The sequence below is a fragment of the Deinococcus aetherius genome, from assembly GCF_025997855.1.
In the GTDB taxonomy this organism is placed as follows: domain Bacteria; phylum Deinococcota; class Deinococci; order Deinococcales; family Deinococcaceae; genus Deinococcus; species Deinococcus aetherius.
In genome coordinates, this window is the sequence record NZ_AP026560.1 from 784772 (window position 1) to 796838 (window position 12067).

11 protein-coding genes are annotated in these 12067 nt (G+C 70.0%); 5 read left to right on the forward strand and 6 right to left on the reverse strand.

The window, feature by feature from the left end:
• Window positions 1-8: 8 nt before the first annotated feature.
• The 4 genes from DAETH_RS04110 (at window position 9) to DAETH_RS04125 (ending at window position 3335) form a co-directional block, all read left to right on the forward strand.
• Complete coding sequence (locus DAETH_RS04110; protein ID WP_264776654.1) at window positions 9-602, forward strand: RNA polymerase sigma factor; 594 nt, start codon at window positions 9-11, stop codon at window positions 600-602.
• Window positions 599-1270, forward strand: a complete 672-nt coding sequence (locus DAETH_RS04115; protein ID WP_264776655.1) for an anti-sigma factor — start codon at window positions 599-601, stop codon at window positions 1268-1270. The genes DAETH_RS04110 and DAETH_RS04115 overlap by 4 nt, the downstream gene beginning before the upstream one ends.
• Before the next feature lie 296 nt (window positions 1271-1566).
• On the forward strand, window positions 1567-2700 hold the full coding sequence (locus DAETH_RS04120) for a cysteine desulfurase family protein (protein WP_264776656.1): 1134 nt from the start codon (window positions 1567-1569) through the stop codon (window positions 2698-2700).
• A 26-nt stretch (window positions 2701-2726) separates the two neighbouring features.
• A complete protein-coding gene (locus tag DAETH_RS04125; protein ID WP_264776657.1) occupies window positions 2727-3335 on the forward strand; it encodes an HD domain-containing protein in 609 nt (202 codons plus the stop codon).
• A gap of 133 nt (window positions 3336-3468) precedes the next feature.
• On the opposite strand, the gene DAETH_RS04130 is transcribed toward DAETH_RS04125, so the two are convergent.
• The 6 genes from DAETH_RS04130 to DAETH_RS04155 form a co-directional block, all read right to left on the reverse strand.
• Entirely contained in the window at window positions 3469-4872 is a 1404-nt protein-coding gene (locus DAETH_RS04130) for a S1C family serine protease (protein WP_264776658.1), read from the reverse strand.
• A 243-nt stretch (window positions 4873-5115) separates the two neighbouring features.
• Window positions 5116-5619: a hypothetical protein gene (locus DAETH_RS04135; RefSeq protein ID WP_264776659.1), complete on the reverse strand. Its 504-nt coding sequence runs from the start codon at window positions 5617-5619 to the stop codon at window positions 5116-5118.
• Window positions 5620-5719: 100 nt separating this feature from the next.
• Window positions 5720-8485, reverse strand: a complete 2766-nt coding sequence (locus DAETH_RS04140) for a valine--tRNA ligase (RefSeq protein WP_264776660.1) — start codon at window positions 8483-8485, stop codon at window positions 5720-5722.
• Window positions 8478-9002: an NUDIX hydrolase gene (locus DAETH_RS04145; protein ID WP_264776661.1), complete on the reverse strand. Its 525-nt coding sequence runs from the start codon at window positions 9000-9002 to the stop codon at window positions 8478-8480. The genes DAETH_RS04140 and DAETH_RS04145 overlap by 8 nt, the downstream gene beginning before the upstream one ends.
• A gap of 366 nt (window positions 9003-9368) precedes the next feature.
• Window positions 9369-9890, reverse strand: a complete 522-nt coding sequence (locus DAETH_RS04150) for a DUF4388 domain-containing protein (protein ID WP_264776662.1) — start codon at window positions 9888-9890, stop codon at window positions 9369-9371.
• A gap of 111 nt (window positions 9891-10001) precedes the next feature.
• Entirely contained in the window at window positions 10002-11141 is a 1140-nt protein-coding gene (locus DAETH_RS04155; protein WP_264776663.1) for an NAD(P)/FAD-dependent oxidoreductase, read from the reverse strand.
• Between the two features lie 344 nt (window positions 11142-11485).
• Here DAETH_RS04155 and DAETH_RS04160 point away from each other — a divergent pair, with 344 nt between their 5' ends.
• Window positions 11486-11986, forward strand: coding sequence for a (2Fe-2S)-binding protein (locus DAETH_RS04160; RefSeq protein WP_264776664.1), 501 nt, complete (start codon window positions 11486-11488; stop codon window positions 11984-11986).
• Window positions 11987-12067 lie beyond the last annotated feature (81 nt).

Here is a 12067-nt window from a genome sequence, read left to right on the forward strand (position 1 = left end):
CTGGCCCCATGACCCTAGTCTTCCCACCTGCCGACGACGCCTCCGACGAGGCCCTTATCCAGGCGATGGCGGGTGGACACGAGGACGCCCTGCGGGAACTGCACCGACGCCACGCACGGCTGCTCTACGCCCTCGGCCACCGGATGCTGCGCCAACGCGACGACGTGGAATCCTGCGTGCAAGACGCCTTTATGAACGCCTGGCGGCACGCAGCCCGCTTCGATCCCACCCGGGCGAGCGTCAAGACCTGGCTCGTGAGCATTGCGCACCACCGCTTTCTCCAGGAACTGCGTGATCGGCCCGACGTGGCGCTCGAACTCGAAGACTGGGACGCGCCCGTGGCGGCGCCCGACCCCACCGACCGCATCCTGGCAAGTCGCGCCGTGCAGGTGCTGGAGCCCTCCCAGCGGGAACTGGTCGAACTCGCGTACTTCCGGGGCCATTCTCACTCGGAACTCGCTACCCTGACCGGGCTGCCCGTGGGAACGGTCAAATCCCGCCTGCGCGCCGCCCTGGACCGAATGCGCAGGCACCTGGGAGGCGCGGCCCAACCCGACCCTTCGCCCTCATCGGACGCCCTGGAAGGAGGTGAGCATCCGTGACGAGCCCCGACCGTGACCAACTCACCGCCTACGCCCTGGGAATCCTGCCCCCGGAGGAAGAGGCCCGCGTCCGCGCCGCGCTGGACGCTGACCCCGCCCTGCGCGCCCAGGTGGACGCCGACCAGGAAGCGCTCGTCGCCCTGGCCGAGGCGCTGCCGCAGGAGCCCGTGCCCGGCGGCGCCGAGGAGCGGCTGATGGCCCGCCTCGTCCGGGAACGGCCGGAACCCGCTGCCCCGGTCGTCTCCGCAGCGCCCCCCGTCACCCGGCGCAGGCCGAACCGAACCTGGCTGCCCCTGGCCGCCCTGGGGCTCGCGGCGGCGCTCGCCCTCGTGCTCGTTCTGCGGCCCGAGGGCGATCCGCTGCGCCGCTACGCGAGCACGCCGGGCGCGACGACCCAGCCCCTGGAGGCGAACGGCAACCGTCTCGGGCAACTCGTGCGCCTGCCGGACGGCCGCGCGTACGTGTACCTGGCGCAACCCGCCGAGGCGGGGCGGATATACCAGATGTGGCAGATTCAGGGCGGCGTCCCCGTCTCCCTCGGCCTGTTCGAGGGTCAGGGCTTCCTGTTGACGGGCCTGGCCACCGGCGCGACGGTCGCCGTCAGCGTCGAGCCCCCCGGCGGCAGCCCGCAACCCACCACGACGCCAATTCTGGTCCAGACGCTTTGAGAGCTCGGGGAGTCGGGTTCCGGGACTGTGGGGTGTGGAACGCAACGCTTTCTCAGTCAACCTGATCTAAGGATCATCTCAGCCTCCGGAACCCCTGCTCCTCCAGGGTGAACTCGGAGGTTAGCCTCATTCGGCAGGAGAACGCCCCGCGCTGCCGGGGCTCGTCCGCTTGAGGACGGCCGAGACGGTGCGGGGCATGAAACGTGTCTCCTCCACGTCCGGGCGGCCCACCCCCCGCTACCTTGACGGGTGGGCCCCCGGACCGGGTGCTTTGCCCCCACCCACACCCCACGACCATGATCTACCTCGACTATGCCGCCACCCACCCCATGACGCTGGAGGCCCTGACCGCCTTTGCCCAGGCCGCCGCGCTGCCCGGCAATCCGGCCTCGGTCCACACGGCGGGGCAGGCCGCCCGCGAGCGGCTGGAGGAGGGCCGCGCCCGCGTCGCCGCCGCCCTGGGGGTGGACGCCCGCACCCTGGTCGCCAACGGCGGAGGAACCGAGGGGGACAACCACGTGCTCCTCGGGGTGGCCCAGGCGTGGGCGGAGGCCCACGGTCGGCCCGGCCACCTCGTTACCACCCGCACCGAGCACTCCGCCGTCCTTGCGCCCGCACGCCTGCTCGCCGCCCGGGGGTGGGAAGTGACCTTCCTGACACCGGATGCGCAGGGACGCTATCACCCCGCCCAGCTCGCGCAGGCCCTGCGGGACGACACCGCGCTCGTCTCCATCCACCACGCCAACAACGAACTCGGCACCGTGCAGGACACGGCCGCCCTGGCTGCCGTCGCCGCCGGGCGGAGCATTCCCTACCACACCGACGCGGTGCAGGCCCCCGGCGTGCTGCCCCTCGACCTTCCCGGCTGGGGGGTAAGTTACGCCACCCTCAGCGCGCACAAGTGGGGTGGGCCGCGCGGGGTGGGCTTTCTGTACGTGCGGCGTGGCACGGTTCTCCCCCCCGTCACCCTGGGCGGCGGGCAGGAGGGGGGGCTGCGCGCCGGGACCCAGAACACGGCGGGCGTGTACGCGGCGGGGATGGCCCTCACCCACGCGGAGGCCGAGCGGGAGGCCACCTTCGCACACCTCACCCACTTACGGGCGCGCTTCCTGGAGCGGGTGGCGAGCGTTCCCGACCTGCGTGTCAATCATCCACCCGACGCCAGCCCCAAGGTCGCCTCGGTGACGGTCCCCGGCGCGGACGGCGAGGCCCTGCTGATGAACCTCGATCTGCTGGGCGTCTGCGCGAGCGCCGGGAGTGCCTGCGCCGCTGGGACGATGCAGCCCAGCCACGTGTTGACCGCCGTCGGCATGAGCGAGGGAGACGCCCGCTCGACCCTGCGCTTCAGCTTCGGGCGGGCCACCACCGAGGCCGAGGTGGACGCCGCCGCCGAGGCGCTGGGGCAGGCGGCGGGGTGGAGCCGGGCCTGAGGCGGAGCCTGCCGCATGATGGGGGTATGTCCACCGGCCTCCCCGACCCCGCCACCGCTGAACACCTGCTCCTGGAGGCCGAGGCCATGAACCCCGGCGCCTGGGTCGGGCACTCCCGCAACGTGGCGCTCGCGGCGCGGCTGATCGCCGGGCGCCACCCCACCCTGGACCCGGAGCGGGCGCACACCCTGGGCCTGCTGCACGACCTGGGGCGCCGCACCGGCCCCAACCGCGACCGCCACATCCTCGACGGGCACGACTTCCTGATGAAGTTGGGGTATACGGACGCGGCGCGTATCGCCCTGACCCACTCCTTCGTCATCCCCAGCCTCGACACCCTTCAGGGCGAGTGGGACGGCACGCCCGAGGAGTGGGCCCGGCTGGGGGAACTTCTCGCCCTGGCCCGGCAGACGGATGAGGACCGCCTCCTGCAACTGTGCGACACGCTCGCCTTGGCAGATGGCTTCTGCACGGTGCACGAGCGCGTGGTGGACGTGGCCCTGCGGTACGGCGTGACTGCCCGCACGCCGGACAAGTGGCGCGCGGGGCTGGCCCTGAAGACCGAGTTCGACCGGGAGTGCGGGGTGAACGTCTACCGCCTGCTGCCGGGGTTGACCGAACGTCTGCTGGCCTGAGCCCCGGCGACCGGGAGGCCGGGGCTGCGGTGGTCCGCTGGTCGCCCCTTCTCCCGGCCTAGTCACGAGCAGAACGCTGCGTCCCGCTTTAACAGGCGTGTTCAGGAACGTGCTTCGTCAGGGAAGGGACGGCTCAGGGGTTGCCGGGCCCGGCCAGCGTCAGCGTCTGCTGCCGGGTCTGCCCGCCGCGCCGCACCGTGAGGGTCACCTCGTCGCCGGGCTGCCGGACGATCAGCGCACTTTGCAGGTCCTGCACGGTGGAGACCTCCTGGTCCTCGATGCGCGTGATGATGTCCCCGCCCACCCGCAGGCTGCCGCCCGGCACGGCGACCTCGCGGCTGCCGCCCCGCAGGCCCGCGCCGGAGGCCGGGCTGCCCGGGGACACCTCCTGCACGAGCACGCCGTTGTCGGGAAGCCCCAGCCCCTGTCGCGCCTGCGGGCTGAGTGCCTGAAGCGGGAAGCCCACGATCCCGATGCGCGGCGCCCCCACCTCGCGCCCCACGCGCAAGCGGGGCAGGATCGCTTTGGCGACGTTGATGGGCACCGCGAAGCCCACGCCCGCGCTCTGCCCCACGCCCGTCGCCGCCCCAGCGGGGGAGAGGATCTGGGTGTTCACCCCGATCACCTCGCCCCGGCTGTTCACCAGCGGCCCGCCCGAGTTGCCGGGGTTGATCGCCGCGTCGGTCTGGATGGTGTTTTGCGGGATGTCGTTCACGCCGATGGGCACCACCCGGTTCTTCGCCGACACGATCCCCTGGGTGACGGTGAACTCCAGCCCGAAGGGCGCGCCCATGGCGATAGCTTTCTGCCCCACCCGCACCCGGTCGCTGTTGCCCAGGGCCATCGGCTCGTAGGCGTTCTGAGGGACGTTCTGGGCCTGGAGGAGGGCGAGGTCGTAGTCGGGGGCGGTGGCGATCACGCGGGCGGGGTACTCGCGCTGACTCTCATGCAGACGCACGGTGACCCGGCTCGCCCCGCTGACGACATGGTTGTTGGTGATGATGAAGCCCCGGTCGTCGATGAAAAAGCCCGACCCCGAGCCCGTCGGCTCGATGCCCCCGCCCGCGCTCGGGCCCGGGGTGGGCGCCGGGCCCCCGAAGGGGTTGGAGAGCAGGCCCGGCTGCGGCGCGTCGAAGCGTGTGACGAACACCACCCCGTCCTGACGCTGCTCGACCACGTCGATGGTGTTCTCCTCGTAGTTCAACAGGTCAAGCCTCTCGGTGGAGACGGTGGTCGTCCCCGACGCGGCCGGGGCCTGCGCCGTCTGCCCCTGGGTCTGTCCCTGGGTCGTTCCCGGGTTCGCGGCTGTGGGCTCGCTCGGCGCCGTGGCCGCCGGAGTGGTGGTCTGGTTCTGCGCCGTGCCCGTGGTCGTGGTGCCCGCGCTCCTCTGGGTGGGGCCGGAGGTGTTGGCGTTGCTCGTCCGGGTGTCGCAACTCCCGAGCGCGAGGCTGAGCAGCACGAGCAGCGGCGCCGTGGACAATCCCCGTCCCGATGCGCGGAGGAACGACGTTTCCCGGTGGCCTTCGGATTCGGTCATGACCAATTATTCCCTCCTGCAAATGTGTCCTGTGCGCGGGCACCCTTGAGCAAGGACACGGAAAGAGGCAGAAGGTTCATTCTCCCGGCCTGCCCCCTTCCGCCCGGCCGTCGGCGTCCCACCCGGGCGACGGGGAAGGTGTCGGGGGGAGTCAGGCGTAGCGCCCCGTGATTCGCCTCCAGCCGCCGGACGAGCGTCGGCTTGCCGGAGTCGGAGAGGGCCAACGAGGAGGTGAAGGGTGGGCTAGAAAGGCAGGGGTCCCGTCATGAGGTAGACGCTCCCCCTCCTCGGGCCGTTCGCATGGTCCAGAACATTGAAACCCTCGGTGGTGCCGTCAATTCGGCACATCTCCGTTTGCCCCTCACTCAAGAGGCACTCGACGGTGTGCCTCTTGCCGTCCAGGGTCTGCATCCGACCCGAGCGCAACTCGGAGGCGAGGAAGACGTTAGCGCAGGCATACGCGGCGGCCTCGGGCGAGGTGAGGAAGTCCTCCAGCCTGACGCCCTTCCCCGCCAGCCTCTCGGCCAGAAGGGCATTGCTGCTGTCGGGACCCGCGTTGACCAGCACCACGGTCACTTCATCGTTGAGGCCGTTCAGGGTGGGCAGGATCGCCCGGCACGAGAGGGCCTGCGGGTCGCGCGCACACGAGGCCACGTAGTCACGGGCGACGGGCGGCGTGTACAGGTCCAGGCCGGGACTGCACGCCGACAGCAGGGCGGCGCAGAGGGCGGCGTGCCAGGGCTTCATAACGCCACAATAGGTGATTACGAGGTGATCGCGGCCAACGGCAAAGCCCCCGCTGCCCTCTCCGGGCACGGGGACTTCCAAGACCTGACGCCTCTCCTCCTCACGCGAACTGCGCCAGCACCTGCTCCAATCTCTCCTTCTGCGCCCCGAAGTCCTGCACGCGGCGCCGCTCCTCCTCGATCACATCATGAGGGGCGCGGGCCACGAAGCCCTCGTTGCCGAGCTTGCCCTGCGCCTGCCTGATCTGCTTGTCGAACTCGGCGAGGCGCTTGCGCTGCCGGGTGAGCCAGTCCCCCACGTCCACCGTGCCCTCCAGCGGCACGCGCACGGTCACGCCCTGCTCGACGGCGCTGAGGGTGCGGCCCTCCAGCGCGTCCGTGAGCGTCACGCGGGCGACGCCTTCCACCACCCGGGCGTTCTCACGCACGAGGGGGGCGAGGTCTCCCTCCACCGCCACGGCGAGGCGGTCTTGCGGAGAAAGGCCGAGTTCGTTCTTCAGACTGCGGGCGGCGCTCACGGCGGCGCGCAGGGCGTCAAAGGCGCGGGTGGCCTCCGCGTCGTGCAGCGTGTCGTCCGGCTGCGGCCACGAGTGCAGGGCGAGCTGTCGGCGGTGCCCGAGTGCGGCGTACAGCTCCGACGTGATAAAGGGCATGAAGGGGTGCAGCAGCTTGAGGATGTGCTCCAGCACGGCCTTGAGGGTGCCCAATGTGCCGAGCTGCCCCCCCGCAAGCGCGGGCTTGGCCGCCTCGATGTACCAGTCGCAGAATTCGTCCCAGGTGAACGAGTACAGGGCGCGGATGGCGGCCCCGAGGTCGTACCCGTCCAGGAGGGCCGTTACCTCCGCCGTCACGGCGTTCAGGCGGCTGATGATCCAGCGGTCGGCGAGGGTGAGGTCGGGCCGGGCACGGAGCTGGGCCAGCGCGTCGCGGCTGCGCAGCGTCTCGCCCTGCTGACGGTCCACGGCGCTCCGCACGTAGTGGGTGAGTGCGTCGTCCTCCGTCAGCCCCGGCGCCCCCTCCGTGAGCCGCAGCAGGGCGAAGCGGGCGGCGTTCCAGAGCTTGTTGGCGAAGTTGCGCCCCTGCTCGTAGCGGCGCTCGTCGTGCCGGATGTCCTGGCCGCCGGTCGAGAGATACACCCACGCGAAGCGGCAGGCGTCGGTGCCGTACTGGTCCATCAGCACCAGCGGGTCGATGCCGTTGCCCTTGCTCTTGGACATCTTCTGGCCCTTGGCATCCAGATACAGGCCGTGCAGCATCACCGTGGAGAAGGGTGCCTGACCCGTGAAGTGATACCCCGCCATCTCCATACGTGCCACCCAGAAGAACAGGATGTCGTACCCGGTCACGAGCACCTGGGTCGGGTAGAACTTGCGGTAGTCCTCGCAGTCGGTGTCCGGCCAGCCCAGCGTCGAGAAGGGCCAGAGGTTGGAAGAGAACCACGTGTCGAACACGTCCGGGTCGCGCCGCAGATTGAGGTGCGCGTAGCGGGGGTCCTGGTCGCAGTCGAGGTCAGGGTTTTCCGGGTCGGGCACGTACACCCGGCCCTCCTCGTCGTACCACGCGGGAATCTGGTGGCCCCACCAGAGCTGGCGGCTGATGTTCCAGTCGCGGATGTTCTCCAGCCAGTCGCGGTTGACCTTGGTGTACCGCTCGGGCGTGAGTCGAATCTCGCCCGCATCCAGCCCGGCGAGCGCGCGCTCAGCCATCGGCTTCATGTTCACGAACCACTGGGTCGAGACGATGGGCTCCACCGGCACCTTCGTCCGCTCGCTCAGGCCGATGGCGGTGTCGTGGTCCCTCTCCTCAAGGAGGTCGCCGGATTCACTCAATGCCGCCACCACGGCTTTGCGGGCGGCGAAGCGTTCCATTCCCCGGAACGGCTCGGGCACGAGGTCGCCAGCGAGGTTGCCGTCGAGGTCGATCACGCTGGGCCGCGCGAGCCCATGCCGCTCCCCGATCTCGAAGTCGGTGGGGTCGTGGGCGGGGGTGATCTTCAGGGCGCCCACGCCGAACTCGCGCTCCACCGCCTCGTCCGCGATGATCGGGATGAGGCGGCCTGACAGGGGGATGCGCGCCCGCTGGCCGACGAGGTGGGTGAAGCGGTCGTCCTCGGGATGCACGGCGATGGCCTGGTCGGCGAAGATCGTCTCGGGGCGCACGGTGGCGATGCGGATTTCGCCGCTCTCGCCGTTGCTGGGGGGCGTGCTCGGGTCCTCCAGCTTGTAGCTCAGGGTGGACATCTTCCCCTTGCGGACCTCGCGGTCGATCTCCAGTTCGGAGAGGGTGGTCTGCGAGGCGGGGTCCCAGTTCACGATGCGCTCGCCCCGGTAGGCCAGGCCCTCGTGGTACAGCCGCACGAACTGGGCGCGCACGGCCTTGCTCAACTCCTCGTCCATCGTGAATTTCTCGCGGGTCCAGTCCACACTCACGCCGAGGCGGGTGAGCTGGTCGAGGATCATCCCGCCCGACTGCGCCTTCCACTCCCAGACGCGATTCACGAAGGCCTCGCGCCCCAGGTCGAAGCGGGTCAGGCCCTCGTTCTTCAGTTGCCGCTCCACGACCACCTGCGTGCTGATGCCCGCGTGGTCCATGCCCGGCAGGTACAGCGCCTCGAAGCCAGCCATCCGTTTGAAGCGGATCAGGGTGTCGATCAGGGTGTTGTCGAGCGCGTGCCCCAGGTGCAGATTCCCCGTCACGTTGGGCGGCGGAATCACGATGGTGAAGGGCGGTTTGCCGCTGCTCGCGTCTGCCCGGAAGGGCTCACTTCTCCAGCGCGCGGCCCACCCGGGCTCGACGGCGGCGGGGTCGAAGGCCCTGGCGAGGGCGCCGGAATTGGCCTCGGTAGGGTCGAAGGTGGTGTCAGTCATGGGGAAGCTCCATCGGGGAGAGTTGGAGGTGGCGCAGAAGGTCAGGGAGGGCGGCGTCGTAGCCGTCGCCGGGGGTCAGGCCACAGGCACCCAGCGGGGCAAAGCGGCAGAGGGAGGTGAGCCCGGCATCGTCCTCGCCGTGTGTGACTCTGTGCGCCCAGGCGTCCGGGGTGTCTGGTGGGGCCGACAGGTGGAAGAAGTGCCAGACTTCCTCCCGCCCCCCCCGCCGCCAGTGCCAGGAGGCGAGATAGACGGGCTCACTCAGCCCCAGTCCTGTCTCCTCCCACGTCTCGCGCACGGCGGCCTCCTCGGGCGTCTCACTGGGTTCCAGACCACCCGCCGGAACCTGGATGCCCGCGTCCGGGTACTCGGGAGTGTGCTCGAAGACGAGCATTTCGTCCTGTCGGCGCGTGACGTAAGCCAAGACCCGCTCACGCAGGCCATGTCGCTGTGCCAGGGCGCGGGCCTCCACGACGGAAAGTGGGTGGCCGATCAGGGGGGGCAGGGATTGAGTCACGGGAACCTCCAAACGAAAACGCCTCATCCGCCGAAGCTTTCACTCCGAGTGCGGACGAGACGAGGCGACTTCTCCCTATCCCGTGGTACCACCGCCGTTCCGGCCCGTATGCGGGCGCGGCGCTTATGGTGCGCTGTGTCGGGCGCAACCCGGGGGGCTCTACTCGGTGGCCTTCGCCTTTCTTCCCCCTCGCTCGCGGGCGACCTTCCCCGGCTGCCCTCCCGGGCCCGCTCTCAGTCACGGCGGGACCTCCCTGTGGGCGCAACCTCCGGGTACTCCTCCCGGTCACTGCTGGGGGACAGTATAGGGGAGCGGGGCGGGGGATGAATGCGTGAAACGGCGCATGTCCGGTGTGGCGGGCCGCCCTCACCCCAGCTCGATCAGGCCCGCCGTGACAAAGGGCCGCAGCGTCTCCAGCGTGGTTCGGGGCGACCCCCCCGCCCGCTCCAGCACGGCGCGGAGGGGCAGGTTCTCCTCGATGTGGCTCAGGGCAAGGTACTGCGCCCGGGTGACCGGCTGCGCCTCCGTCCAACGCAGCGTGAAGCGCAGGGGCCGCTCCCAGTCGGGGAAGACGCGCAGCAGGGGTCCCCAGGCGTCCGCCTCCCCGATCATCTGGCGCAGGGCGGCGTCGCGGCGCAGCGAAAGCGTCCGTTCGGGGGCCGTGCCGGAGGGATCGAAGGTGAAGATGCCCGCGTCGAGGCTACTCAGCAGTTGCAGGGCGCCCTCGCCCGCCAGGGTCCCTGCCCGCGCGTGGACGAGTTCGCCCGGCTCGAACCAGAGATCGCCCCCGCGCGCGTGTGCGACGCTCAGCCTTCCGCCCCGCCCGCTGGAGAGCAACATCTGCATGACGGAGAGAAACGGAAACACCGCGAGATCACCGCGAACCATATAAAGGAGAGTTTAGGGCCTGGGGGTGGGGGGATGTCTGCCCCCGCCCAAAGGAGGGAGCCCCGGGGGCGGCTCGCTCACCGCTGTCCCAGGGCTCCGGTGGGGAAATGCTCAGTCGATGCTGGCCCGCCAGCGCCACTCGGAGGCGCGCTTCATGACGTGGGCCAGGCCGCCCGTGATGGCGAGCTTCTGGTTCCAGGGCAGCTTCATCCAGCCCACCGCCATCAGGCCACCGAGGCTCACGAACTCGCCCAGGGTGGTCGGCTCGTAGGGCTCCAGTTCCTCGCCGCGCGCCAGGCGCATCACGTTCTTGCCGGTCAGGCGGCCCTGCTGTCCCGCGTGCTGAGCGGTGGTGGGCACCGGCTTGCCGTCCTGATTCAGCGCCAAACCCATGTCGCCGATGATGAACACGTCGGGGTAGTTCTTGGCGCGCAGGGAGGGGTCCACCGCAATCCGCCCGCCGGGGCCCTTCTCCAGCCGCTCGCCCCGCACGACGTCGCGCGCCGCAATGCCGCCCGTCCAGATGATCTTGCCCGCCTGGAGAACCAACTGCTCCCCCTCCTGAGTCTGCACCGTCACGCTGTCGGCGGTCGCACTCATCAGGCGGTGGCCCACCAGGATGTGGATGCCGTACTCGCGCAGGGTCTGCTCGGCCTTCTGCCGCAGGGCGTCGTCGAGGATCGGGAGAATCTTGGGCCCGGCCTCCACGAGGTAGATCTGGAAGGGGGGCAGGCCGCGCTCGCGACTGAGGATCTCGGCGCGCTGGGCCAGCTCGGTCACGAGTTCCACGCCTGTCAGGCCCGCCCCGCCCACCACGATGTCACGGTTGCCGGTGTAGTCGCTGGCGAACGCCCGGTTCACGAAGGAGAAGATCTCGTCCGCGTCGCTGAGCTGCTTGAGTTCGGTGGCGTTCTCGGCCAGGCCCGGAATGCGGTAGAAGTTCGTCACCGAGCCCAGCGCCACCACCAGCGTGTCGTAGGTCAGGACCCGCCCGTCCTTGAGGGTGACTTCCCGCCCGTCCACATCGACGTTCTCGACCTGCGCCTGCTCCAGGTGAACGCCCGTGCCCCTCAGCAGCGGCGCGAGCGGCAGGGTCACCGGCGTGTTGTGGGCGGCGGCCTCGTGCAGCCGGGTCTCGAAGGTATGGTAGGCGTTTTGCTCGACGAGGAGCGCTTCCAGGTCGGGCAGGGGCTTCATTTTCGTGGCCGCCGCGAGGCCCGCGTAACCGGCACCGAGGATCAGGGTCTTCATGCAATCACTCCTGTGAATGAATTCACGAGTCGGCTCCGAGGCAGAGGTCACCCAAGGAACCGGCCGGAGGCGTCCTCCGGTCACAGGCCCAGTGTACACGTCACACGAAATAGGCGTGTAATGCGACCTTCATATCCTGCCGGGCCCCCCTCCTGGGGAGACCGCGCGCGAGGCCACACCCTGGGGCCCCGGTTCATGCTTCAATGAGGAGGTACACACAATCCGCCTGCCCGCACGCCCACGGCGCACGGGTTCCGCTCCCTTTCGCTCCCCCGCCGGTTGTTCCCGAGGTCCCCCGTGCCGCGCCGCAACCGCGCCGCCTTCCCGCTTCCCGGAGGCCATCCATGAACGTCACCGTCAACGTGAACGGCAAACCCTACACCCGCGACGTGGAGCCCCGGATGCTCCTCGTGCACTTCCTGCGCGACGAACTCGGCCTGACCGGCACCCACGTCGGCTGCGACACCAGCCAGTGCGGCGCCTGCACCGTCCACCTGGGCGGCGACGCGATCAAGAGCTGCACCGTTCTCGCCGTGCAGGCCGACGGCTTGGACGTGACCACCATCGAGGGGATCGGTACGGCCGCCGATCTGCACCCCCTCCAGGCAGGCTTCTGGGAGGAACACGGCCTCCAGTGCGGTTTTTGCACGCCCGGCATGATCATGGCGAGCGCAGAGCTGCTCAAGCACAACCCCAACCCCAGCGAGGAGGAGATTCGCTACCACCTCGAAGGCAACTACTGCCGCTGCACCGGCTACCACAACATCGTCAAGGCGGTGCAGCACGCCGCCGGGGCGATGGGGGCGGCTCAAGGGCAGGGGCGGGAGCAGGCGGCGGACGATTGAGAAAAGCTGTGCGTGGGAAGTGGTGAGTGGTCAGTGGAGAAAGCGCAGCAAAGGCAGAAGCTTTCGCCAAAGCTCCCACTC